This window comes from Enterococcus sp. 9E7_DIV0242, assembly GCF_002140975.2.
Classification (GTDB): Bacteria; Bacillota; Bacilli; order Lactobacillales; family Enterococcaceae; genus Enterococcus_L; species Enterococcus_L clewellii.
Genome location: NZ_CP147247.1, coordinates 1,444,174 through 1,468,725 on the forward strand (window position 1 = coordinate 1,444,174; position 24,552 = coordinate 1,468,725).

The following is a 24,552-nucleotide window of genomic DNA, read 5'->3' on the forward strand; positions in this document are numbered from 1 at the left end:
TCCGATTACATTTTTTTCTTTTTCTTATTCTTTGTCTTTTTCTTTTTAGCAACTTCTTTGTAAAACGGCTTCTTCCCGCCTTTTTTACCAGTCGCTTTGCCGCCCTTTGCCGGAGAGGCTGGTTTCTTTTCCTGCTGTGCAGACTTTCCATGCCCCTTTTCTTTTCTTCTGCGGCTCTTGCGATTGTTACCGCGTTTTGGTCGTTGGATCTCTAAGCGTTCCAATTCCTCTGCTTCGATCAGCTCAAAATCAATTTCTCTTGTTTCTGGATCGGATTTTACTACTCGGATCAAGACCTTCTGCCCAATTTTCAGCGTTAATCCTGTCCGTTCACCAACCAATGCTAGATGATTTTCAACAAAATGGAAGTAATCCTGCTTCAAATTATTGATATGAACCAAGCCTTCGATCGTGTTCGGCAGTTCAACAAATATTCCGAACTTCGTGACAGAGCTAATGATTCCTTCATACTCTTCATCGATTTTATCAGCCATAAATTCAGCTTTCTTCATGCTATCCACTTCACGTTCCGTTTCGACTGCACGACGTTCCATTTTTGAACTATGGTCTGCAATATCCGGTAACAAGCTATTCCATTTTTCCTGGGTAGCTTCTGATCGATCATTTTCATAGCTGCGAATCAACCGATGAACGATCAAATCAGGATAGCGACGAATAGGAGAAGTAAAGTGTGTATAATATTCAGCAGCCAGTCCATAATGCCCATAGTTATCTTCTGAATAACGAGCCTGTTGCATACTACGTAACAGCATGGTATTAATGACCGCCTCTTCCGGTTTTCCGTCGATCTGATTCAACACACGCTGTAAGTCCTTTGGCGTGATATCCGCTTTTGTTCCTTTGACCAAAATCCCCAGCATGGCAGCGAAGTCAAAGAAACGCTGCATTTTTTCCTCTTTTGGCTGTTCATGGATTCGATAAATGAATGGCAGCTTCAAATCAGTGAAATGCTTGGCAACTGTTTCATTGGCAGCGAGCATAAAGGATTCGATCAATCGTTCACCTACACCGCGCGTACGCATCACGATATCCTGTGGGTGTCCCTCTTCATTCACCAATACTTTGGCTTCACGATCCTCAAAAGAAATCGCCCCTCGGCGTTCTCTCATCTTCTCTAGAATTTCATGGAGCTCAGCCATCTCCTGAAACATTGGAACCAGCTTATTATAACGTGCCATTGTTTCCGGATTCTGTTCTTCTATAATCTCGTTAACAGCTGTATACGTCATTCGTTCCGTTGTCTGAATCACACTCTGAAAAATTTCATGATTTAGGACGGTTCCTTCCGGCGAAATCTCCATTTCGCAGCTCATTGTCAAGCGTGGTACTTTGGGATTCAATGAACAGATACCATTTGATAATCGTTGCGGCAACATCGGAATCACACGGTCTGTTAGATACACACTTGTCCCACGTTCATACGCTTCCTGGTTCATCTGACTTTCTTCAGTGACATAGTATGAAACATCGGCAATATGAACGCCTAAAAAGTAATTACCATTTTTCAGCTTTTCCACAGTCACCGCATCATCAAGATCCTTGGCGTCTTCGCCATCAATTGTCACGATGATTGAATCTCGTAAATCTCTTCGCCCGTTCAGGTCACTATCAGAAATCGTATCCGGCACTTGATCCGCTTCCTCCATCACTTCTTCTGGAAATGCTGTTGGAATACCATGTGCCACGATAATCGACATGATATCCATACCCGGATCATTTTTATGACCGATTACTTTTTTGACCAACCCTTCCAAGCTTTTGGCATAGCCATGTTCAGGATAATGTGTGACCTCAGCAATCACGATACTTCCATCGACAGGACGAATACCTTCTGATGCGATAAAGACACTTAGACCATTAAGCTTCTTATCCTTTGGCAAAACATACCCATACAAATCTGTATTGGCAATTTCCTCTTCATTGTATGCGATGAATTCACCCACAACCTGCGTCACTGCCCGTTCCTTTACTTCTAAAATTTTCCCCTCAGCACCTCGATCAGAAAATGGATCACCTGGTTGAGTGATATCGATCAGCACCTTGTCACCATTCATTGCATAATTCGTGTTTTCCTTAGAAATATACACATCCGGCTCTTCTTCATCAATTGTTACAAAACCAAAGCCTCGCTCATTCCCACGAAACGTTCCTTCTAATGAAATACCAGTCTCAACTAACTTGATTTTTCCTTTTTTATTAAACTCAATGAGTCCTTCTCTTTCTAAAGCTGCTGCCGTCTGTACTAAAAGCTTGAAATCTGCACTCTTTTGCAAGTTCAACCCTTCTGCCAGCTGTTCCATAGAAAAGCTCTTCTTTTTTTGATCCTTCATATAGGAAAGAATCGTTTCCTTGATTGTTTGTTTTGTCATTATATCTCCTCATTCCAAAGCAGTGTATCTAGATAATTGGCAACATCTTGCTCCAGTTCCTTATGTTCTGGTCCAACAGTTAGTACATGGCCACTGTTCGGGTACCAGTTAAATGTAATTTTTGTTTTTGTCAACGCTTCGATCGTTCGAAAAACACCTGTTGCATCAATCATTTCATCCTTGCCTGCTTGTGCGACAAAGACAGGAACATCAATGACATGTAAATGTTCTGCAGTGTTTTCTGCGTATGCTTCAATTTGCTGCAACTGTTGGAATGACGATTCTTTGATCTTTTTCATTCGCTCTGTACGTTCCAATACATCAATTTCAGCTGTTTTCAATACTGCATCAGCATAAATGGAAAAATTTTCCAGTACATTATTTTTAACAGGGTAAATAGGAGAACAGAAGAAGCCGCCACCAACAATTTCTGGCTGTTTTCTTGTCAATAGATTCACTGCGAAAATACCGCCCATTGATAATCCCAAAACAGCAATTTTACGGTAGCCGCGACTTTTTAAAAATTCAACAGCCTGCAGAGCATCCTGCTCCCATTGAGTCACTGTTTCATTCAAAATATCTTCTGGCGAAAGCGTAGCATGCCCAGAAAAAATCGGAGTATAAACGGTATAATTTCTCTTTTCTAAAAAACGGCACAACATACGTACATCGTTGCTGCTGCCAGAATAAGCATGGAATAATATAACAGCTCTCTCTCCACCTTCAACAAACAACGGCTCCGGTAGTTTGATTTTTCTTTTCACAGTCTTCACCTCCGTTTTATTTTATCACACTCTCCCTATAATGCCTTGCGAAAGACAAAGGAAAACTACAAACAAAAAAAGTCTGAAACGATTCTGTAATGAATTCGTCCAGACTTAAAAATCAAAAACAGCCTCTATGAGCAATACCAATCATCTAAAAAAACTTGATGATCAGTAAATATCCTGTCATAGATTGTCTTCTGTACTTACTTCGATGATAAGATTGTTAAAACAAACAATAGAATCATCCAGACAGCACCAATAACTGTAGTTGCTCGTTGCATCACTGCTTCAAACCCACGAGCTTTTTGCTTACCAAAAAGCTTATCCGCACCACCAGTAAAAGCACTTGCTGCACTATTTTGTTTGCTTGGCTGCATTAAAATCGAAATGACCATAACTACTGAAAGAATGATTACAGTCGTTAAAATTAAGTTATACATCTATCCAGACTCCCTTATATACAAATTACATCTATTATACTTTAGCATATTATAACCCCAATTACTAGCCGTAATTTTTGAAAAGCATTCCATTATTTATGCTATTACACAAAAAGACACTGATGATTTTTTTTCCCAGTGTCTTTCTATCTTCCGTCTATTTTTCCTATAAAACTGTTACTTAGTTAATCCCTTCATAAACTACAACAGTTTTACTAATTGTAGACTCAATTGTAGAATATCCGCTCATATATGATGAATCATACGTATAATCAAAAGTTATATGATATTCCTTATAGCGATCAAAATTCAGCGTTCCATTTTCATTTAAAGCATCGTCCTCAGAAACCGCACTCAACACCCCATTTTGCTGATTAATAGCTTGATAAGTTATTTTTAAGTTAGAACTATCTACCTCGTTACCATCTATGCTTTTTACACTTTTTACAATATCTTTTGGTTTAAGTACAGATACCCATTTCCCATTTTCAAAACTTCTTTCATGAGAAACATCAGAATACAGTTCAATACATGCTTGATCAATCGTTTCATACGTCATCACACCGTTGTCACCAACAGTAAACCATTCAGTAGCATGAACAATCAATCCTCCTAAAACAATCGCTCCCATTAGAAGCATCCCACTCAACACAATCAACATTCTTTTTTTCATTTTCCTTCTCCTTTGCATTTTATTTTACCTTTTAAGTCTAACAAAAAAGGACTTTTTAGCAATTTTTTTTAGTTTTAAAAAATGGAAAAAAAACCATTTTTTACTGATAAAAACAACCAATTTTGGTAATGTGGTTTTTTCTGTTTATTCATCACTCATAAGTGTGCCTCTATGTCAGACCGCTAAAAAAGGAATGTACCCATTTAAATCCATAAAAATACCCGAAGCACGTGAAAATTCAACATGCTTCGGGTAGACTCTTTATTTTTAATAATACCAATTATTTTCTCAATACATCGCCATATTCAGGTTTTGTATCAAACTCTTTTTTTGCAAATGGACACAAGGGAATAATTTTTTTGTTTTCTTTACGCGCTTTTTCAACACCGCTCAATACTAACTTTTCAGCTAAGCCTTGACCTCTGTATTTTGGATCGACAAAAGTATGATCAATGATCATCATTTCTTCCCCCGCATTTGACCACGTCATTTCACCGATTTCATCATTACTATCATTAAAAAGCACAAAGCGCTCTTTCTCTTCTTTTATTTCCATCGTTAATTTCCGCCTTTTCTGATATATTTGAGTGCACCACTTGGACAGCTATTAATAACACGAATATCATCCTCAACTGTTCCATTATCTGCGATGATCCACGGACGTCGACCTACTTCAAACACATCCGGATTTCCTCGAACACAGTTTCCTATATGCGCACAGATATCCTTACTATAATAGATATCGATACCTTCACCCACATATTTTCTGTAGCCATTTTCTACTAGCATTTCTTCTGTCACTGCTTTTCCATCGATTTTGCTTCCATCCATCAAATCTACCTCCTTAACCTTCCATGGTAAAATGTCTCCATTTCAGCGCTACTATGTCTTGATTCTATCAAGTAACAGGCTATATTACAAATTATTATCCTTTTGGAACAAGCAGCAGAGCACAGAGAAGTCATTGCACGTGTCACTCTATTTCATTTGGCTCTGAACGTAAAAAGAGAAACGATCTTGGCTGTGAACCTGCCAAACCATTTCTCTCCTATTTTTATTCTGTTATTTCCAAAATTCGTCAAATACTGTAATTGGCAAATGGCGCTTATGCTGCGTTTTGTTATACCAACCTTCAAGCGTTTCCTGTGCCTGTGGAGAAATTTCTTTCCCTTCAAGATAATCGTCGATATCATCGTAGGTCACACCTAAAGCAACCTCATCAGCGATCAATGGTTTTCCATCTTCTAAATCAGCAGTAGGTACTTTCAGATAAAGGGCTTCATCTGCCCCTAAAGCTTTAAGAAGTGCTTTGCCTTGACGCTTATTCAAGCGGAAAAGCGGTAGAATATCAGCTCCGCCATCTCCGAATTTCGTAAAAAATCCCGTGATATTCTCAGCTGCATGATCGGTTCCAATCACAGCACCTGCATTTTCCCCAGCTACAGCATACTGAACGATCATTCGCTGCCGAGCTTTCATATTCCCTTTATTGAAATCACTGATTGATTCACCAGTCACTTCAATCGCTTGAACACACGCATCCACAGCTGGACGAATATCCACTCTTAAGGAGCGATCAGGCTGGATAAATGCCAAGGCCCTTTGTGCATCTTCTTCATCTACTTGAGTACCATAAGGTAGGCGAATGGCAATAAATTGATAAGAAGTATCTTTGGTTTCTGTTCGCATCTCTTCCATTGTCAATTGAGCCAGACGACCAGCAAGACTGGAATCCTGTCCCCCGCTGATTCCCAATACTAGCGTTTTTAAAAATGGATGCTTGTATAGATAAGCCTTCATAAAATCAATACTTTTTCGAATTTCTTCTTGCGGATCGATCGTCGGTTTCACACCTAATTCTTCAATAATCGCTTGCTGCATCGGCTTCATACAACATCCCTCCATTTATTCATTGTTTTCGCTGAACGCCTGAACATCTTTTCTCACTTTTTCCAGTAAACGCATTTTATGGTTCCAACAGTCTGTTGATAAATCGACTGGATATTTTTGCGGATTCAGATCACGCTTATATTCTTCCCAAAGAGAATCAAGATTTTCTTTGGCATAATGCTTGATTTCGTCAAGTGTTGGCAAATCATAGACACGCTTACCATCTACGAAAATTTCCTGTAAGACAGGTCGCGCATCGAAATTACGAACCGTTTTATTGATAAAGGTGTGTACTGGGTGGAACATGAAAATCTCTGCTTCTTTTCTAGGATCCTCGTCCCATAAAGTAACATAATCACCCTCAGATTTTTTATCTGATTTGCGTGTGATGCGCCACACCTGTTTTTTCCCAGGTGTCGTTACTTTCTCGGCATTGCTAGACAGCTTAATTGTATCTTGCATCACACCTTGTTCATCTTCAATAGATACCAGTTTGAAAACAGCACCTAACGCAGGTTGATTGTACGCTGTAATCAGCTTGGTGCCCACACCCCAAACGTCAATCTTCGCTTTTTGCATTTTCAGGTTAAGAATTGTATTTTCATCTAAGTCATTCGAAGCATAGATTTTAGCCTCAGTATAACCAGCTTCATCTAACTGTTCTCTGACACGTTTAGAAATGTACGCCATATCCCCACTGTCGATCCGAACCCCAAGGAAATTGATTTTATCACCCATTTCATTGGCTACACGAATCGCATTTGGCACTCCTGATTTTAAGGTGTCATACGTATCTACAAGAAAGACGCAATCCTTGTGTGTTTTTGCATAAGCAAGAAACGCTTCATAATCATTCCCATACGATTGAACAAGAGAATGTGCATGCGTACCGCTGACAGGAATACCAAAAATCTTACCTGCTCGAACATTACTGGTTGCGTCTGCTCCACCAATAAACGCAGCTCTTGTTCCCCAAATCGCTGCATCTAATTCTTGCGCACGACGTGTACCAAACTCCATCAATGGATCGTCACCAATCACTGACTTTATTTTGGCTGCCTTCGTTGCAATCAAGGTCTGAAAATTCACCATGTTCAGCAAAGCTGTTTCTACTAGCTGACATTGTGCCAAAGGTCCCTCTACTTGAATCAATGGTTCATTATTGAAAACCAAATCGCCTTCAAGCGCGGAACGAACAGTACAGGTAAACTTGAAATCCGCTAAATAGGTAAGAAACTCCTCTGGATAGTCCTCTGCTTCTCTAAGATAGTCAATATCTGAGTTCGAAAAGGTTAGGTTCTCCAAATAATGAACCAACCGCTCCAATCCGGCAAAAATCGCATACCCGTGTCCAAACGGCATTTCTCTGAAATAGCATTCAAACACTGAGTGCAAATCTGCACGACCTAACTCCCAGTATGTCTTCATCATATTGATTTGATAAAGATCCGTGTGTAACGTCAAACTGTCATCTTGATAATTTTTATCCATCTTGAACCCTCGATCCTTTATTTTTAGCACCGGCATTCTTTCATCATAGACTATCCAGCACTTTATTCCCAAAGATATCCCATTTTAACTAAAACACTGTTTAAACATACGGCTCAGGAGAAGTTTCTTCCGGCGTTGGCATTAGGTATCACTCGTATATAAAGTCCCGTGTCTATAGATACTTCAACATACACGCCTTCAACCTATTGTTATTTCAGAAAGAGTTCCTTCCATTTTCAACAATGCTTTCATTTCATTTTATCAAAAAAAGAACAGAAAACCCAATGATTTTGAATCATTCCATTGTTTTTCTGTTCTATACCTAGCGGAATCATCCAATTACATTACAGAATGGAAAGATATATAGGAAGCTTTTCTGATGCTTATTTTTCTAAAAACTTGAAAATATTTCTATTCGATCCTTATATTGTTTATTGAATTATAGAACTAAGTCAACTCTTTATAATAGAATATAGCTAGCTGTGTTCGATCCCTCAACTCAAGCTTTTCCAACAAAACACTGACATAATTGCGTACCGTTCCTTCACTCAAAAATAGCTCTTTTGCGATTTCTTTATTATTCAAACCTTCTGCGATCAAGGATAAGGTCGTTCGCTCTCTTTCTGTCAAATCGATCGCACACCCTTTTTCATTTTTTTCAGTCTGTAAAAGATTAGGAAGCTTGTCTATTACTGCATTTCCGAATACAGACTGACCATTTTTTACTGCTTTAATAGAAGGAACGATTGCGTCCATATTCTGTTTTAGCAGATAACCTTTCACTCCTAACTTCAATGCCTCTACAATGTATTCGTCATCAGAAAAGGTGGTCAGAAGTAGAATCGCTGCTTTTGGCTGCTCCGCTAAAATTGTTCTAGCTGCATCCAAGCCAGTGCTTTCTCCCATTCGAATATCCATCAATAAAATATCCGGTAGCTGTTCTTGGTACAACGCGACAGCTTCCTCTGCAGAATGCCCAATCCCGATTACCTCAATTTCCTGACTGGCTTCAACAATCGTTTTTAATGACGTCGTAACTAAAAAATCATCATCTACTACTACTAATCGAATCATATTGTCTCTCCTTCATACTTAGGGAATATTGCAATCAATGAAAAGCCTTGCTCTGTTTGATGATAATTCAGACGTCCACCAAGTCTTGAAAGACGCTCCTCCATACTAGTCAAACCAATGCCACGCTCTGTGATATCCGTCACTTTTCTTTTCGTACCGTTATCTGAGATTGTCAGCTTATAAAAACCAGGCTGCTGTTTGAAGCTGATCACAGCCTTCTTTGCATTACTATGCTTCATGATATTCGATAAGGCTTCCTTAACAATCATGATACACGCTAGCTTGCACTCTTTATCCAAATATTCAGGCAGCTCATCCGTCAACTCTACCGCACAAAATTGAAAATTTTCCAAAATCTTCTGCATCGCAATCGACAAACGCAAGGATTCATCATGTAAGTCATGGACACTGGAACGAATATTATCCATTCCCTCTGTAACGGTTTCTTTCAATTGATTCAGTGGCGCTTGAAGATTTTCCTGCTGATTGATTGTCTGAATAGCTCCAATTTGAAGTAAACTACTGGACAGCAGATGTCCTACATTGTCATGGATATCCCGAGCGATTCGATTCCGTTCATTTGAAACCTCTAATGAAAGCATCGTCTCCTGACGTTTTTGTCGCTCCTTCTCTTGCTGCTGCAACGAATAGTTTAACGACAACATTTCGTCCTCAAGCAATTGTCTTCGTTCATTCGACTGAATAGCTCCAATATGTCGATGGGCTAAATAGGAAGCAAGAAGGCACAGACCGATAATAAAAGATTTGTTGGTCAGACTAAGCTGGTCATCGGATACTAAGTAAACACTCATCAGACCGGCATTGACAACCGTCACACCATAGCTGGTATCATACATCCCATCATAGAAAAGAAAAGGGATGAAAAAGACATATTCCTTCCACCAATAGGACGCGAGCAAAAGAATGAAGATAGCCACTACAGATAGCTTTGGTTGTTGCAAAACCCAAATAATCATGCTAAATAACAAGGTCAGTAAAATGAAGACCACTCGTTCACTTTGATAAGAATCACTGATCAAAAGCAAGAAGCTAAAAAACAACAGCAGCCCCTTTTCTACAAAATTGCTTGTTCGAAATGTTTCCATTTATCGATTTACTCCTTTAATTTTCTACCAAAATTTTCAACATTGTGACAAATGTCACATTACTTTATGAGAATAGTCACTCATAAATCCACATCCATTCATGTATAGTTACATTATAAATGAAAAAAGAAGAACCTGCGGGATAACTTGGAATGTTTCTTCAAAAAATATATTGGATATGTTTCTTCAAAAATCTAAAGGAGGACTATTGCTCTTTTGCAGGAACCTCTAGAAGCAATAGATATCGAACCACCAAAATAGAGAAACTGGGCAGTTATCTGACTCGTTTCTTCAAAAACACAAAGGAGAACTATTGCTCTTTTGCAGGAATCTCTAGAAGCAATAGATATCGAACCACCAAAATAGAGAAACTGGGCAATTATCTGACTCGTTTCTTCAAAAACACAAAGGAGTTCAAAATCATGATCATCGAAATCAATGACTTAATCAAACGCTATGGAAAGCTTGTTGCCTTGAACCACTTCAATCTTCAAGTAAAAGAAGGAGAGATCCTGGGATTACTTGGACCAAACGGCAGTGGAAAATCAACGGCCATCAATTGTATGCTTTCACTTCTCTCTTACGATAAGGGGGAGATTAAAATATTTGGAAAGGACATGGCACCGGATCAGTATGATATCAAAAAAAGGATCGGTGTTGTTCCTCAGGAAGTAGCGGTTTTTGAAGAGCTGACTGTCATAGAAAATATCGACTATTACTGCGGTCTCTACATCACAGATAAAAAGGAACGAAAACAGCATGTAGAAGATGTGATCCAGCTTGTTGGTTTGGAAGATTTCAAAAAGTTCTTTCCAAAAAAACTGAGTGGCGGGTTAAAACGTCGTTTGAACATTGCTTGCGGTATCGCTCATAAGCCGGAATTGATTTTTCTTGATGAGCCAACTGTTGCGGTCGATCCTCAAAGCCGAAACAAGATTTTAGACAGCATCAAAGAGCTGAACCGACAGGGTGCAACCATTATCTACACGACCCATTATATGGAAGAAGTGGAACAGCTTTGCGATAACATCGTCATTATGGAAAAAGGACAGGTCATCGCTAAAGGAACCAAAGAAGAGCTAAAAGCCATGATTCATATGAATGAAAAGCTAATAATTGAAGTACCTGTTTTCCCTGAATCCGTTAAAGAAAAATTACTTTCCTTACCGGGAATTCTAGATATATCCTATGACAATGCCTACGTAACAATCAATACGGAGGAAACAAAGCGAGTTTTCACACACGTTCTCAAAATTTTGGAGGAAGAACAGCTCGCCTTTGGAAATTTCCAGACACAACAGCCGACACTAAATGATGTATTTCTTGAAATCACTGGTCGTGAGCTACGTGATCAATAGCAACAGATAGATTCGTTTCTTCAAAAATCGCAAAGATGGACGAAACGAACAATAGCAAAGGAGGATAATCATGTTTACACATTTATATATTTACCGGCTGAAGGTTCTATTAAAAAACAAACCTTTGATGTTCTGGACCTTTATGTTCCCAGTCTGTATGGGGATTTTCTTCACTGCTGCTTTCAGTAGTTTAGATGATCAAATCTATTTTGACCAAGTCCCTGTCGGCATCGTACAAGAGGGCGACAATACACAAACAACCATGTTTCTCGAAACAGTGAAGGCTCTTGAAAATGACGGAAAGAAAATGCTTAACCCTGTTTCACTGACAAAAAAACAAGCAGAAAAACAGCTTGAAGATGGCGATATCTATGGCTACTATGTCCTCGCTACTTCCGGTATCAGCTTAAATCTAAATCAACAAGGCATCCAACAAAGCTTGTTAAGTGTTTTTTTAGACCAATTTCAACAAGCACAAAAAACTGTGGCAACACTACAGCAAGAAGCACCTGAACTATTGGCGACTGAGCTGGCCCAATCAATTGGACAACAAGCAAATTTCATTCAAGTAGCGAATAAAACGGCTAGTAAAGGCAGCACAAAAAGCTTTTTCTTCTTCACTCTTGTGGGCATGAGTTGTATGTTTGGTTTCTTTTGGGGCTTATCCAATACAAACGATGAGCAGGCCAATCAGTCAGCGAATGGTATCCGCTTGAGTATGGCACCTCAAAACAAGATGAGCATTGTTTTAGCCAATCTTGCGGCGGCGTTCACGGTATTCATCGTAGAGCTTTACTTGATTCTAGCAATTTTTCATTTTGTTTATCAAGTCGATTTTGGGTCACGGTGGAACCTGATTCTGCTTACCTGTACAATTTCCGCAGTGACAGCAATCGCTATGGGTACGTGTATCGGTAATCTGTTAAAAGGGTCTTTAGATCAGAAAATTTCTTTAGGCGTAACCTTTCAAATTGTCTGCAGCTTCCTTGCCGGGATGATGGTTCCAGATATCAAGTACTTGATAAGTAAGCATATCCCGATTCTGGGACAGATTAATCCAGTCAACTTAGTCAGTGAAAGTCTTTATAAGCTCTATTACTACGAGAACATTGATAGCTTCTACATCAATCTTGTTTGTCTAGCCGTTTTGACGGTTATCTTTGTACTGTTGAGCTTCATGTATGAAAGGAGAGCCCAATATGTCAGTGTTTAAAACCTTCTATTATATTTTAAGAGAAAACAAAATAAGTATTCTTCTTGGTTTTGCGGTAAGTATCGGTATTTCCTTTATGTATGCCGGGAATTTAAACGCCAATGAAAGCTCTTTTTCAGCAACAGAATCAAAAATAGCCCTATTCAATAAGGATGATTCTCCTGAAGCTAGTGCCTTAACAAATTATTTGAAAGATACTATGGACTATGTTCCTTTCAAGGGAAATCAGGAAGCAATCGACGATGCTCTTTATTTCCAGGAACTAAACTATGTAGTAGAAATTCCAAAAGGATTCGGAGCGTCCTTGCAATCAGGAAGCTCTCCTATGAAGCTGGCTGTTCAGGTCAAAGCCGGCAGTTTTAATCAGGTATATGTCGACAATATCATCAATCACTATCTCTCGACTTATCAATTTTATACCGCTGCTTTTCCACAAAAAACAGCAGATGAAATCAGTCAACTGACCATTGAAAATATCACTGAAAAAGGGCAGATTCATTTCGATAAGAACTTTAACCGACTTGAAAAAAACCAAGGAACTGCTGGTGTTTTCAATGTCATTTCTTACGGTTTATTCATGACGATTTTCAGTGGGATCTCGATTGTAAACCTGGCCTTCAACCGTGATGAAATTCAGCGTCGGAATAGCTGTTCACCACTTTCCAAAAAGAGGTTCTCCCGACAATTGATGACCAGCAGTCTCTTATTTTCCGGTACAGTCTGGCTAGCATTTATTACCTATACCCTTGTCTATACTCGAATTGGATTCAACGGCTATACCCCATACTTTTTACTGAACTCACTTCTCTTTTTACTTGCGGTGATCGCCTTCAGTATCTTTATCACTGGGTTAATCAAAAGTCCTGAAATGGTTGGGGCAGTCAACAATACATTTATATTGGGCAGCTCTTTTATTGGAGGGGTTTTCGTCCCTTCTGAGATCCTACCTGATGTGGTAAACAAAGTAGCTTCTTTCACCCCAACCTACTGGTATGTCCGCAACAACGAATTGATTGGCGGCAGTCTAAACCTTGACAGTGCTTTTATGAAGGATTTTCAATTCAACTCGTTCATCTTATTGATATTCGCATTGATTTTCTTCTTGCTTGCCATGTTGACGAAAAAAGAACGTGGCGGGTTGAAGATTTCACTATTCAAAAAAGCAACTGCATAATCATAGAACGACAAAAAAGCAAGATAAGCCTGATATTTCTCTCGGCATTTCCTGCTTTTTTGCTGTTCCAACAGAAGCAAACTTGTTCCTTATTCTCTTCTAGAAATTAGTTTTCACTGCATGTTTCCCCTTTTTAGGAAGAAGTAATCGACGAATCCATACTCCAGTCAATGCAATCCCTGTCAACAGAGACAGCCACACAGAAACTCGCTGGATCATTGTCCCTACATAAGTAACTATAATCTCATGCTCTCCCGCCGGAACATCCATCGTCAAAAATCCGTCCTTTTCATAATAGGAAGTTGCTGTCCCATCAACTGAAGTAGCATAACCGATATAATAAAACTTTGGCAATTGGACAACAGAATCGTTCAACAGCTGGACATTGTACTCACTTGTTTTATAGCTATGCTTCTGCGTCGTATTGGTCAGATAAACAGTTTGATCGATTTTAGGAACAGGATTCATAAAATACGTAGACGTATCTGTATCTTTGACCAGATACTCTCGGCCATGCCCAATCTCACTTTGTTGAAATTCCTCAAAATTTTCATCGGTTATTATAAAGCTGTTTTTACTGCTTGAAATTTCCATCGTGTTCACATTAAAACTATAGGTCAGCAGAAAAATCAATAACGCAGAAAACAGAAAAATAGTTTTTTCCGGTTTATCAATATGTCGAAACAATACCCAAGTTGCAAGTACGCTGCCAAAAAGTGTCACAAAAATCAGCAAGCGCCATTCAAATTGAATAACGGATAAAAAGGTATCTTGAAAAGAAGCCCAAAAGAATAGATTCGTCGATGCGACAATCAAAAGAAGCGTGGTATTCGTCAAAGCTTTAGCAGAATCTGTCAGCTTTTTATAATGAAGCATCGCATAGATGAGGACTCCTAGAATAAAAATCCCAAAATTAGGTTTCAAAGCCTCTGAGGTCTTGCCAATATTTGATAGGCTATTTCCTAATAAATCACCCAATGTGAAATCCAGTCCAATCAACCACAGCTTAGCTTTCGTAAAATTAAAGGTTACCTGCATCGTTTGCTCTAAATAAGGTAGAAAAAACCAAGCAGAGAGAAATGCGCTTGATACCCCTGCCTTTAAAATGGAAATGACCTTTCTTCGATCAAGCAAATGAAAATGAAGAATCAAAAAAATCACGATAAAAATCGTCGCGTAAAAAGCTGTAATCAAATGACTGGCTATCAGCAGACTCATTCCAACAGTCAACAAAAGCCAATTGTCTTTTTCTTTATAAACGATAGCATACACTGCGTATAGAATCATAGGTAGGAAACAAAATGCCAGTGTTTCCCCCAAGGCCCCTCTTATGGACTGATCAATCAATCGATAGGTGGCAGTCGTATATAGAATAGAGAAAAACAATCCTTGATACTTTGAACCGGTCATTGCCTTCATCACTTTATACGCAATCGCCGCAGTCGTAAGGCTGATTAGAAACTGATAGAGAAAAAAGGAGTGGACAAAGCCCATCCCTACCAATCGAAACAACGCAAACGGCAGAGTCAATAACGACGGATAGAACAGGTCTGCTGCATAACCGTAATTGTTTCCCATAGTCGAAAAGAGCCTGGGAAAAAAATCTAGTTGTTTTACTGCTTCATAGTAGCTCTCCAAGCGTGTTCTATGAAAAAAAATATCATCCTGATGATAAATAAAATTATTTAGAAAATACGGAAATAGTGTCAGTAGACTGAAAACAATCAATACCGCAATCACTTTATAATCAACCTTTGCCGCAACCCGTTTCATAAACTTCTCCCTTATACATTTATTCCAACATTAGGTGGTAATACCACTTAAAACTATTTGTACAGAAAATCCTGATTTTTCGACAACTATATAATCTCTTGTCACTTTATCGCAAATCCATCGTATTTTATTCATCGTCAGATGTCAAACCAAACTCGCCATGTAACGTGCAAAAATCAATGTAGAAATTAGAAAAGTATAACTCATGTAGCCAGACAAAAAGAAAAGCAACACGCGTTCAGTCAGATTTCGAGCAACCGAATGAGGATTGCTTAGGATTGACACTATTGGATTTCTTTATCTAAAATTTTATAATTTTCACCGTCAAAAAAATCAAGCCTAAGGAGAAGCTTTCCTCAAGCTTGATTCAGAGATTTCCTAATCAACGACATCTTTTTGGATCAAAATAAGGTCTTTTGCTGAACGAGAAGGTTTGAACCCTTTCTTTTCCATCTTTGCTTTCATATCCAGATAGATAGTCACATCTTCTCTTGTTGCATCCAATAAACGTTTGATCACATAATCGATCTCTTGCTTCGAGATTTTCTTTTTGCTGTTGACCAGGACAATATTGATTTTGTCAAATACATCCATATAAATAACCTGTGTCCGATCCAAAGAATACAGCTTATAATATTTGATTGTTTTTTTCCCTGATAGGTAGCCTGTTACGTTTGGATAAAGTGTGCTTAAATCTAAATTGCTGTGAAGCGGTGTTTCTACTAGTTTCATACAATGCATCCCCTTTGTCATTCTGCTTCTTTCTTGTCATTTAATTCTACTCTTTTTTCGACTATTTTGGAAAAATTTTCTCAATCTTAATTTTTTTTACATATTTACTTGACCTTTACGTTACGTTAAGGTTTATGATAAGGATGTCAGGAGGGAAAACAATGGAGTACACAATCAAAAAACTGGCCCAACTATCTGGAATCAGTACACGAACGTTGCGTTACTATGATGAAATTGAATTATTAAAACCTGCGCGGGTGAATTCATCAGGGTATCGGATTTACGGGAAACAAGAGGTTGACCGTTTACAGCAGATTCTATTCTATCGTTCATTGGATATGAAATTGGATACCATCAAGGAGATATTAGAGCAACAAGAGTTCAATTTCGAGATTGCCTTGGAACAGCACTATCAAGAGTTGACCAAAAAAAGAAGGCAGATCGACCAGCTTCTTCTGACAATCGAAAAATCATTAAGCTATCACAGAGGAGAGATTCAGATGACTGATACAGAAAAATTTGCTGCATTCAAAAAAGAAAAACTAGCAGAAAATGAACAACAATATGGCAGTGAAATTCGAGAAAAATATGGTGAAAAAACCATTGAAGCATCTAACAAAAAATGGAGCAATATGAGTGAAGAAGACTTCCAGGCAATGACACAGACAGAGAATGAACTATTTGCTAACTTGAAAGAATTGGCAAAAACAAACGAGCTTGAGTCAGATACAGCAAAAAAGGTTTATGAAACCCATAAAAAATGGTTGAGCTACACATGGTCAAGCTACTCAGTCGAAGCACATCGTGGATTGGCTGATATGTACACAGCAGATGAGCGCTTTGCTGCTTATTACAATGAACGCGGTGGCGAAAATACTGCCGAGTTGCTTTGTCAGGCAATAAAAAAATACGCAATTTAATACTTTTCCACTCAATTCAAAAAGCATTGCAGATATCCGAAAATGATACCTGCAACGCTTTTTTGTTCCTCTGCGCTAAGCTTTGGTTGTTACTAAAACCGTCAGCTTATGCAGTGCCCGGGAACAACTGGTATAGATGGCATTACTTTTTTCTGTCAGCTGCTTCTCTGTGATATCTGAAAGAATGACTTCGTCAAACTCAAGGCCTTTTGCAAATTGTACCGTAGTGAGGATGATTCCCTCAGCCATTTTAGCGGTCTGTTCACCAAATTTGTTCAACGGATAATCGTTCAATTCCGCCTCAATTACCTCTACCTCTTTCCAGCTTTGACAGATGATGCCACAGGTTTTACGCTCACTGGACAGAAATGCTGCAATCGATTGCCGAATTTCATTTATTTTTTCTTCTGACCCATCAACTGTTTGAACTACGACCGGTTCGCCGTGACGCTTTATGGCTGTCAATTCCTGATTGGTCGTAAAGGCTTTAGCAAACGCAATGATCTCAAAGCTGGAACGATAGCTCATGTGAAATTCTGTTATGCTGCTTTTTGGAAGTAAATGGTTTAAGTCATTTAAAAAGGATGCATTCTCCTCTGTTAAATTTTGATTCACATCTCCGCAAATCGTCTTCTCATTTGGAAAAAGCTGATCCAAGACATAGAATTGCAGCAAGGAATAATCCTGCATTTCATCGATGACCAAATGTTTGATTGTTGACGTCGGTTCGATCCCTTCGATTTTCAGCTTGAATAAAAGATACGGAAACAGATCACAGTAATTCAGATATTCATTTTTGATTGGGCTATGATATATTTCTGGCAGTGTTTCGAGAAAGTCCTCGTATTCCTGTAAGCTATTTTTGAATGCTACACGTTTCTTCAATTGCTGCTCGATTACTTTATTTAATTGCTCTTTTTCCTGCTGCTTTTCCAAGTCTTTTCCTAAAATTTTCGCGATTGTTTTTATCAGTGGAAACAATGCTTGCTCTCGGCTTTGTTCAACAAGTGACTGAATAGCTTCGCGGTCTATCCTTATTCCTTCCGACAGCAGAATATCCTCCGCATACAGGCGAGCTTTCAACGTTTCCAAATGTGTCAGTGCCTTTTCAAAGAATGTTGCTGAGCGTTTGTAGCGGAAATTTTTACTTTTATCTGAGCTTGGATTTTCTAACAGCTCTGTTACTTCTCTTTGTCGACTTGATACACGAATCGACTCATCAATGAATCGTTTGCCCAACATGGTAATATCCACCTGCTGTAAATCTTCTTCCCCCAACTCAGGCAGTACGGTAGAAATGTAGTCGGCGAAAATTCGATTTGGCGATAGAATCAACACATGTTCAGAGGTCAGGGTTTCTCTTTGCCGATAAAGAAGATAGGCTAACCGGTGAAGGGCAATCGAGGTTTTTCCAGAGCCCGCAACACCTTGGATGATCAAATTTTTCGTTTTCAAATTTCGAATAACTTCATTTTGTTCTTTTTGAATCGTGTGGATGATCGTCTTCATTTCATTGGATGTATTCTTACCTAGCTCTTTCAGCAGAAACTCATCATTTAGAGATTCTTCTGTATCCACCATCCATTTTAATTCCTGCCCTTCTATTTCGTATTGTCTTTTTAGCTTGATCGTTCCGGGGAAAGTTTTCCCAAACGATTCATAGGCTGCGGCGCCAAGATTAAAATCATAGTACAAAGAGGAGATCGGTGCACGCCAATCATATATCAGCTGTTCGCCATACTTGTCCGCAAAGCCGAACCGGCCAATATAGAAATCCTCTTGCTCCTTTTCTCCATCGAATTGAAAACCGATTTTAGCAAAGTAAGGCGTCTCTTTCTGGTACTCCAGCTTTTTCAACACACCAGATTCCAATATATTTCTTTTATCAATGTAGTTCATATTTTGATGAAAATTATAGACCTCGTATTTGTCTAGTTCATTTTTATAATCAACTGTGTACTTTTGCATATTTTTGTAACTTTCTTCATTCGAATCAAGCGTCTGCTCCATTACTTTGATCCGTTCTTTAATTGCTACAACCGCATTATTTAGGTATTGCTGTTCTTTTGTGTTCTCCATATCAACTCTCCCCTTTCGTCATACCGATTATAGCAACCACCCGAACCTTGGTGGTATAGTGGAGGGTTCTAATCAACTATTTTTTTACATTGAGAAAGCATACCTGTTAACGCAACAGTTTGGTCAAAATTGAGTGGCTGAGAATCATTTTTTTTCATAATTTCTTTATATAGATTCATTTTCTTTTCGATCAATTTCTGTTGAATACAATAGATTTCTTGCTTGGAAGCAACTAGCACTTCTTCTATCTCCTTTAGTGAAAAGCCCAGCTCTCGAAAAATTGAAATATCCTTCAATCTCTGAATGTTTTTCTCGCTATAATACCGATAACCGGCTTCTGATATTTTATCTGGAACCAGCAGCCCTTCTTTATGGTAATGCCTGAGTGTCTTAATTGTTGTCTTTGTTCGTTTTTGAACCTCATACACTGTATACATCTTTTTCCTCCTTTATTGAAGCATCCTATTTTTCGATAGTATCTGGCTATTGCCATAATCATTTCATGACCGCTTTTTTAAATCAGGACAAGCCTTAAAGGAGCACTTGTCCTGAAGCGAGTGACTAAAGCATATCGTGCTCTGTCTTTATAACCATTCTATTCCCATCGGAAAAAGCGGATAGCAATGAAAAGCCCAATCAAAGAAATCGCTGATAATAGAAGAACAATGTAAGGGATATTTGCTGTTTCGTGAAACGTTATCGCTTTAAGAAGCTTGATTCCTTGAGTCAATGGCATAATATTTGCCGCTTTTTGAAGCCCCTCTGGCAACATTTCATAAGGAACTGTTGCACCGGATAAAAAGAACATGGGAAAGAAAATAGCTGAATTAATGGTTCCAGTCATTTTCTCACTTGGTGACAGACTTGCGACTATCAGACCAATTGCATGAATCGCCGTCATCACTAGCAAGTAGGCTGGGATAAATTGCAACCAAGAGCCCATGTAATGAAAATCAAAGAAAACAACCAGAATCACTAAAAGCAGTAGCATAGACACGATACTGATCGTAAAGCAAAACAGGAGATGAGCAAGCAACAGCTGTAGGGGGCTGATCGGTGTTACTTGATAGCGTTTCAATATCTTCCTCTCTCTATACGAGGATAGCGCCAACGGTAATCCCATCACACCAGCTGAACAGATTCCTACTGTTGAAACTGAAGCAAAATTAAGATTCAATGCTTCATTACTTGAATCCATAAGTGCCATCAACACAACGACCCCAATCGGTACAAAAATACCAAAAATGATTGAAGACATTTCTCTTACAGAAAGTTTAGCCTCCGATTTATATAACAGCCAGAATGTTTTCATTTTATAATTCCTCCCCAATCAAAGATAAAAAGGCTTCATCCATTGTCTCTTTTCCACTTTGACTAATGACTTCAGCAACTGTCCCACTAGCAAGAGCTCGTCCATTTTTGATAATCAAGATCTGATCACACAACTTCTCTACCTCATCCATATAATGGGAAGTCAGGAAAATCGTCACACCACGCTCCTTCAAGAGCAGTAAATACCGCCAAACCTCTCTCCTTGCACTCGGATCAAGTCCAGTCGTCAATTCATCTAGAAAAATGATTTCTGGATTTCCCATGATCGCCAAAATGATACATAGCTTTTGTTTTTCTCCACCTGAAAGAGTAGATAAAAACGCATTGAGCTTTTCTGAAAGACCAAATTCATCCAGCATGTTCTGCCAGTTAATGGGGGTTCGATAGAGCGAATGAGTGATTTCACAAATCTCTTTGACCTTCAATTGACTTTGAAAGGCCGACTCTTGAAACTGAACGCCGACAGATTGAAACAGTTCTTTTCTTTCCTTCAAAGGATTTTTTCCCAATAATCTGATTGTGGCATGGTCATAGCGTTGCGTACCGAGAATGCAATCAATCGTCGTAGATTTTCCCGCCCCATTATGACCTAACAGCCCAAAGATCGTTCCTTTTTTTACGGAAAAGCTTAACTGGTCAACCGCTACTTTTGTTCCAAATGTTTTGACTAAATCTTGTACTACGACCGCTTCATCGCTATCATAATTCTTCATTTTATCTCCTCCTTTTCTTTTCAGAAACAAAGTATAGCCAAAAATCAAAGCTTGGTGGTGTAGTGGAAGGTTTTAAAATCGTCATCAGCGGAGGAATCTGATAAAATGAATTGGCATGACTCATAACGCTTTATAGAGTCCACTCTACAAATACTTATTTGAAGCCTGTTGCTGTTAAGCACTATACAACATTGGAGGTATCTATTATCAAGACATACAAAACCGCAGAGGTCGCAAAAATTGTAGGCCTACATGCCAATACGATACGTCGCTATGAAGAATGGGGCTTGATTCCTACACCAGAACGAGCCGAAAATGGCTATCGGCTCTTTACGGAATACCATATTGAGGTGATTAAAATTGCACGTGTGGCTTTTCAAATTGAAGTCTTGCAATCTGGCTTAAGAAGACAAATGGTTGAGGTAATCAAAGCTCTGGCAACTTATTCGTTCAAGGAAGCGCAGATATTCGTTGATGACTATATTGCAATGGCTGATCAGGAAATCAAGCAAGCAACTGAAGCGATTGACATTGTTGAAAGTAGTCTGGCAGGGAAAAACGAGGCCCTACATGTTGAGCTGACAAGAAGTGAAGCGGCAGATTTTTTATGCATCACGACAGATGCTTTGCGGAATTGGGAGCTGAATGGGCTGCTTTCTGTTCGTCGAATGAGAAATGGTTATCGCGTCTATACAGAAGACGATCTACAACGATTGAAAATTATCCGTACGTTGCGTTCAGCAAAATACTCGCTTGAATCAATTCTGCGTCTGTTAAATGCACTCGACAACAGACAAGCAGCCAATATAAAAGCAATTCTTGATACACCCAACTCTTCTGAAGATATCATCAGCGTCTGCGACAAGCTGCTTACTTCCTTAGAGCAAGCGAAAGCCAATGCACGCAAAATAAAAAAAGAGATTGCTACTCTTGCACAAAACTATGCTGATTCATCCTCAGCTAAATAACTCGCCCCTTCCCGAAAAGTTTAGCGATAACTATTATCGCAAAATTTATGGCGTCATCAGTGTGACTCCTCATACTTCGATAGAACAAAAAAACCGTATACAGAATCCTATCTATAGTCGGCGATTAACCCGATTTTGATAGAAATTTCTGTACACAGTCATTTTTTAAGTTCTAATTATAAAGCTGTTTAAGTAGGCTGGATCAGGTGTTCAAAAATGAATTGTCCAACGCCACCCTCTAAGCAATGAGGCGCAATGATATGGGCCTGTTCTTTTACATTCTCTTGGGCATTTTCTACTGCAACTGCGACATCAACCGTCGCAAGCATGGCTAAATCATTCTCTCCGTCACCAATACCATAGCTTTTTCCATCTGGAAATTCGGCCATAAAATGATTGACTGCATGTCCCTTGCTACTGATTGGATTGACGATTTCCAGACATTGGAAATAGGAAGAGAACACATACGTATCTTCTCCGTTAAGCTCGGTTCTCAGGTAATCCAGCTCTTCATCACTGGCTTCCATAATTTCAATTTTCAGTGCTTTTAATTCAGGATGTTCTTCCAAATAGGCGATAGGATCAGCCACATGAAGACAATCATTCGCAAAAAAATTTTCTTTAAAGTCCATGATTTTCTTTCCCGTTTCCCCCATCACCATCATTTTTTCTCTTAATGCAGAAAAATTCTTTGTATATAGCTCATAGGGCTTCATAATGATGCCTTCATCTGTATGAATAAAATAGAAAACCTCGCGCTGTTCAAGAAAGGCGGCAGCCTCGCGGCATTTTTCCAAAGACAACCAAGCACGATAAATCGGCTCTTCACCCATAAGACGATAGCCGGCACCGTTACTGAAAATCACATCACAGTCACCCTTCAGCATTCCCAAAAGCTCATGAAGCTGCTCATAACCACGCCCGCTGATAAATACAAAATGATCTCCCTGCTTTTGCAACGCTTCTATTGCTTCAAAGTTGATTGCCGGAATATCTCCACCTATATCTTGAAATGTTCCATCAATATCACAAAAAACGACATTCATTTATTTTTCCCCTTTTCTTTCAATTCTCTCCAGTATACCATAATCTAAAAAGAGAATTTATTTTCTCCAAGCAACAAAATTGAACTATGGTAAAATAACAGTTGAGTTATTTTCTACACAAAAACAGTCGAAAGGGCTTCATCCACATACTGAAAAATAGGTATTTTTTCGAAAAAAGCAAAACAGGTAGCTTATGTGGAACGAGTCATTTTTCTAGTAAAAAAGGAGTCCTCTAATGGAAACAAAAAAATTCTTCTCTGGCAGTACCTTAAAATGGATTGCAATTATCACCATGTTCATGGATCATTCTGCAAAGCTGCTTTATGTACCACAGCACTTAATCGATGCCTTTCCTCCTGGAATGGCAGAATTCTATACCCATCTACTCAAGGTATTTGATGTGTTCCTTGTCCTTGGTAGACTAGCCTTTCCTCTATTTTGCTTTTTGCTGGTAGAAGGTTTTATTCATACATCGAATGTCAAAAAATATTTTTTCCGATTGCTACTTTTTGCATTGATCTCAGAAATCCCTTATGATCTGACATTCCAGCTTTCCTATTTTTCTATGGAGAAGCAAAATGTTTTCTTTACGTTATTAATTGGATTGATTGTTCTAATTGGACTGAAAAAATTTGAGGAGCGAACACCAGTAAATCTATTGATTTCGTTGGGAATTATTGGCGTAGGAATTTTTACGGCTGAGTTTCTTCATACAGATTACCGCGGCTGGATCGGTGTCTTAATGATTGCTACTCTGTATATCCTGCGAAAATATCCTCTGATCAAAAGCTTAGCAGGCTGTGCAATTATCTTGCAAAACAGCATTGCAGGCATGTTCTCCTTCATCTTTATCTATTTTTATAATGGCGAAAGAGGGCGACAGTGGAAATACTTATTTTATTGGTTCTACCCGCTTCACCTCTTGTTCCTTTGGTTTATTCAGCAACAGCTGTTATTGCCCTATATTCGTTCTGTTTTTTCAACGATTCCCTGAGCCGATAAACAAGTATCGATTTTCTACAGCTTGGCATAGGCAATCGGCAGCTATTTCCAGCCGTTTATCAAGTTTTATCCCATGTGTATGCTATACTTTTAATAATAAACACTTAAAAAGAGGAGGGAAGATATGAACGTTGCCGAAGCAATCAACACCTATTTCAACAATAAGGACTACACCCATGTCGTAGTGACTTACAAGCTGGGAGAAGGAGATTTTACTGATCAGGTGAAGATCGTCGAACCAGCTGAAATGGTTGGCACTCTTGTGGCTTTAACAGAAAAAAATAAATCTGTGCATTTGATTCCACAGGACAACCTAATCAGGATTTTAGCAACTGCCAGAAAAGGAATTTAAACTCGTTTTTTCATACTAAAATGCCCCTCGCCGAATCACATGGATTCGACGAGGGGCTC

Annotated in this window: 24 protein-coding genes; 7 read left to right on the forward strand and 17 right to left on the reverse strand. The window is 38.9% G+C overall.

Annotated elements, in window-relative coordinates; genetic code table 11:
- Nucleotides 1-5: 5 nt before the first annotated feature.
- From rnr to A5888_RS06785, 10 genes are all read right to left on the reverse strand, one after another.
- Nucleotides 6-2,390, reverse strand: coding sequence for a ribonuclease R (rnr, locus tag A5888_RS06740; RefSeq protein ID WP_086350315.1), 2,385 nt, complete (start codon nucleotides 2,388-2,390; stop codon nucleotides 6-8).
- Nucleotides 2,390-3,163 (reverse strand): alpha/beta hydrolase, encoded by a 774-nt coding sequence (locus A5888_RS06745; protein WP_170924856.1) that lies wholly within the window; start codon nucleotides 3,161-3,163, stop codon nucleotides 2,390-2,392. Before A5888_RS06745 ends, rnr begins: the two co-directional genes overlap by 1 nt.
- Before the next feature lie 197 nt (nucleotides 3,164-3,360).
- Nucleotides 3,361-3,597 (reverse strand): preprotein translocase subunit SecG, encoded by a 237-nt coding sequence (gene secG, locus A5888_RS06750; RefSeq protein ID WP_086350317.1) that lies wholly within the window; start codon nucleotides 3,595-3,597, stop codon nucleotides 3,361-3,363.
- 181 nt (nucleotides 3,598-3,778) lie between these two features.
- Nucleotides 3,779-4,270: a hypothetical protein gene (locus A5888_RS06755; RefSeq protein ID WP_339102010.1), complete on the reverse strand. Its 492-nt coding sequence runs from the start codon at nucleotides 4,268-4,270 to the stop codon at nucleotides 3,779-3,781.
- Nucleotides 4,271-4,550: 280 nt separating this feature from the next.
- On the reverse strand, nucleotides 4,551-4,826 hold the full coding sequence (locus A5888_RS06760) for a GNAT family N-acetyltransferase (RefSeq protein ID WP_086350319.1): 276 nt from the start codon (nucleotides 4,824-4,826) through the stop codon (nucleotides 4,551-4,553).
- 2 nt (nucleotides 4,827-4,828) lie between these two features.
- The gene (locus A5888_RS06765) at nucleotides 4,829-5,101 is read right to left on the reverse strand and encodes a (4Fe-4S)-binding protein (protein ID WP_086350320.1); all 273 of its coding nucleotides are present in this window, start codon (nucleotides 5,099-5,101) and stop codon (nucleotides 4,829-4,831) included.
- 231 nt (nucleotides 5,102-5,332) lie between these two features.
- Complete coding sequence (nadE, locus tag A5888_RS06770) at nucleotides 5,333-6,160, reverse strand: ammonia-dependent NAD(+) synthetase (protein ID WP_086350321.1); 828 nt, start codon at nucleotides 6,158-6,160, stop codon at nucleotides 5,333-5,335.
- Between the two features lie 15 nt (nucleotides 6,161-6,175).
- Complete coding sequence (locus A5888_RS06775) at nucleotides 6,176-7,651, reverse strand: nicotinate phosphoribosyltransferase (RefSeq protein WP_086350322.1); 1,476 nt, start codon at nucleotides 7,649-7,651, stop codon at nucleotides 6,176-6,178.
- Nucleotides 7,652-8,098: 447 nt separating this feature from the next.
- Nucleotides 8,099-8,725, reverse strand: coding sequence for a response regulator (locus tag A5888_RS06780; protein ID WP_086350323.1), 627 nt, complete (start codon nucleotides 8,723-8,725; stop codon nucleotides 8,099-8,101).
- Complete coding sequence (locus tag A5888_RS06785; protein WP_086350324.1) at nucleotides 8,722-9,831, reverse strand: sensor histidine kinase; 1,110 nt, start codon at nucleotides 9,829-9,831, stop codon at nucleotides 8,722-8,724. The genes A5888_RS06780 and A5888_RS06785 overlap by 4 nt, the downstream gene beginning before the upstream one ends.
- A 422-nt stretch (nucleotides 9,832-10,253) precedes the next feature.
- Here A5888_RS06785 and A5888_RS06790 point away from each other — a divergent pair, with 422 nt between their 5' ends.
- The 3 genes from A5888_RS06790 to A5888_RS06800 all read left to right on the forward strand — a co-directional run bounded on the left by A5888_RS06790 (nucleotide 10,254) and on the right by A5888_RS06800 (nucleotide 13,576).
- A complete protein-coding gene (locus tag A5888_RS06790; RefSeq protein ID WP_086350325.1) occupies nucleotides 10,254-11,189 on the forward strand; it encodes an ABC transporter ATP-binding protein in 936 nt (311 codons plus the stop codon).
- 70 nt (nucleotides 11,190-11,259) lie between these two features.
- A complete protein-coding gene (locus A5888_RS06795) occupies nucleotides 11,260-12,402 on the forward strand; it encodes an ABC transporter permease (protein WP_086350326.1) in 1,143 nt (380 codons plus the stop codon).
- Nucleotides 12,389-13,576: an ABC transporter permease gene (locus A5888_RS06800; protein WP_170924857.1), complete on the forward strand. Its 1,188-nt coding sequence runs from the start codon at nucleotides 12,389-12,391 to the stop codon at nucleotides 13,574-13,576. Before A5888_RS06795 ends, A5888_RS06800 begins: the two co-directional genes overlap by 14 nt.
- A 99-nt stretch (nucleotides 13,577-13,675) precedes the next feature.
- On the opposite strand, the gene A5888_RS06805 is transcribed toward A5888_RS06800, so the two are convergent.
- Nucleotides 13,676-15,349: a hypothetical protein gene (locus A5888_RS06805; RefSeq protein WP_212647222.1), complete on the reverse strand. Its 1,674-nt coding sequence runs from the start codon at nucleotides 15,347-15,349 to the stop codon at nucleotides 13,676-13,678.
- Nucleotides 15,350-15,727: 378 nt separating this feature from the next.
- Complete coding sequence (locus tag A5888_RS06810) at nucleotides 15,728-16,081, reverse strand: DUF1827 family protein (protein WP_086350328.1); 354 nt, start codon at nucleotides 16,079-16,081, stop codon at nucleotides 15,728-15,730.
- A 161-nt stretch (nucleotides 16,082-16,242) separates the two neighbouring features.
- Between A5888_RS06810 and A5888_RS06815 the strand changes: the two genes are divergently transcribed.
- The gene (locus A5888_RS06815) at nucleotides 16,243-17,001 is read left to right on the forward strand and encodes a MerR family transcriptional regulator (RefSeq protein ID WP_086350329.1); all 759 of its coding nucleotides are present in this window, start codon (nucleotides 16,243-16,245) and stop codon (nucleotides 16,999-17,001) included.
- Nucleotides 17,002-17,076: 75 nt separating this feature from the next.
- Here A5888_RS06815 and A5888_RS06820 read toward each other — a convergent pair whose 3' ends face one another.
- The 4 genes from A5888_RS06820 to A5888_RS06835 all read right to left on the reverse strand — a co-directional run bounded on the left by A5888_RS06820 (nucleotide 17,077) and on the right by A5888_RS06835 (nucleotide 21,125).
- The gene (locus A5888_RS06820) at nucleotides 17,077-19,080 is read right to left on the reverse strand and encodes a HelD family protein (protein ID WP_086350330.1); all 2,004 of its coding nucleotides are present in this window, start codon (nucleotides 19,078-19,080) and stop codon (nucleotides 17,077-17,079) included.
- A gap of 68 nt (nucleotides 19,081-19,148) precedes the next feature.
- Nucleotides 19,149-19,517 carry a MerR family transcriptional regulator gene (locus A5888_RS06825; protein ID WP_086350331.1) on the reverse strand — a complete coding sequence of 123 codons (369 nt, stop codon included), beginning with the start codon at nucleotides 19,515-19,517 and terminating at the stop codon, nucleotides 19,149-19,151.
- A 158-nt stretch (nucleotides 19,518-19,675) separates the two neighbouring features.
- Entirely contained in the window at nucleotides 19,676-20,392 is a 717-nt protein-coding gene (locus tag A5888_RS06830) for an ABC transporter permease (protein ID WP_086350332.1), read from the reverse strand.
- Between the two features lies 1 nt (nucleotide 20,393).
- Nucleotides 20,394-21,125, reverse strand: coding sequence for an ABC transporter ATP-binding protein (locus tag A5888_RS06835; protein WP_086350333.1), 732 nt, complete (start codon nucleotides 21,123-21,125; stop codon nucleotides 20,394-20,396).
- 191 nt (nucleotides 21,126-21,316) lie between these two features.
- Here A5888_RS06835 and A5888_RS06840 point away from each other — a divergent pair, with 191 nt between their 5' ends.
- Nucleotides 21,317-22,093, forward strand: a complete 777-nt coding sequence (locus A5888_RS06840) for a MerR family transcriptional regulator (RefSeq protein WP_249274527.1) — start codon at nucleotides 21,317-21,319, stop codon at nucleotides 22,091-22,093.
- A 188-nt stretch (nucleotides 22,094-22,281) separates the two neighbouring features.
- Here the strand turns inward: A5888_RS06840 and A5888_RS06845 are convergent, their stop codons facing one another.
- Complete coding sequence (locus A5888_RS06845; protein ID WP_086350334.1) at nucleotides 22,282-23,139, reverse strand: HAD-IIB family hydrolase; 858 nt, start codon at nucleotides 23,137-23,139, stop codon at nucleotides 22,282-22,284.
- Between the two features lie 235 nt (nucleotides 23,140-23,374).
- On the opposite strand from A5888_RS06845, the gene A5888_RS06850 reads away from it, so the two are divergent.
- Both A5888_RS06850 and A5888_RS06855 read left to right on the forward strand, forming a co-directional pair.
- Entirely contained in the window at nucleotides 23,375-24,133 is a 759-nt protein-coding gene (locus A5888_RS06850) for a TraX family protein (protein WP_086350335.1), read from the forward strand.
- 132 nt (nucleotides 24,134-24,265) lie between these two features.
- The gene (locus tag A5888_RS06855; RefSeq protein WP_086350336.1) at nucleotides 24,266-24,493 is read left to right on the forward strand and encodes a hypothetical protein; all 228 of its coding nucleotides are present in this window, start codon (nucleotides 24,266-24,268) and stop codon (nucleotides 24,491-24,493) included.
- Nucleotides 24,494-24,552: the final 59 nt, after the last annotated feature.